The 771-nt window shown below is 62.0% G+C and carries 1 protein-coding gene; it reads right to left on the bottom strand.

The window, feature by feature from the left end; genetic code table 11:
- Nucleotides 1–771 (bottom strand): molybdopterin dinucleotide binding domain-containing protein (locus tag ABK249_RS34060; RefSeq protein ID WP_348864934.1); only part of this gene is annotated, 771 nt, incomplete at both ends.

Genomic DNA, 771 nt, shown 5'->3' with positions numbered 1-771 from the left:
CCTTGTTGATCAACTGGCTGGCATCGAACCAGGGCACGAAGATCACGCCCGGCGGCATGCGGTTGCGCCCGCGGGTTTCCACCCGGGACCGGATTTCACCGCGCCGGGAGACGATCCTGATTTCGGCGCCCTGATTGATGCCCCGCTTTCGGGCATCGTCGGCATTCATGAAGCAGCGGGCGCCGGGGAAGGCCCTGTACAATTCCGGCACGCGCATGGTCATGGATCCGGAATGCCAATGTTCGAGCACGCGGCCGGTCACCAGCCAGAAGTCGTATTCACCATCGGGGGACTCGGCGGGCGGTTCATAGGGAACGGCAAGGATCACGGCTTTGCCGTCCGGTCGCCCGTAGAAGCGTACGCCCTCGCCCGGCTTCACATAGGGATCGTAGCCCTCCCGATAGCGCCACTTGGTCTCCTGCCCGTTGACGACGGGCCAGCGCAGGCCCCGTTCCTGATGGTAGCGGTCATAGGGCGCGAGATCATGGCCGTGACCGCGCCCGAACGAGGCATATTCCTCGAACAGCCCTTTCTGTATGTAGAAGCCGAAATCCTTGGCCTCGTTGTTCGCATAGTCCGGGTCGATCTCGCTCAGCGGGAACTGGTCGACCTGTCCGTTCTGGAACAGCACCTCGAACAGTGTCTTGCCACGATAATCAGGGTGCTTGTCCAACATATCCGCGGGCCAAACCTCGTCGGTGGTGAAGCGCTTTGAAAACTCCGCTATCTGCCAAAGATCGGACCGCGCATCGCCCGGAGCCTGCACCAGTT

Source organism: Neorhizobium phenanthreniclasticum, assembly GCF_040066075.1.
Classification (GTDB): domain Bacteria; phylum Pseudomonadota; class Alphaproteobacteria; order Rhizobiales; family Rhizobiaceae; genus Neorhizobium; species Neorhizobium petrolearium.
This window is presented reverse-complemented; position numbering and strand designations above follow the sequence as displayed.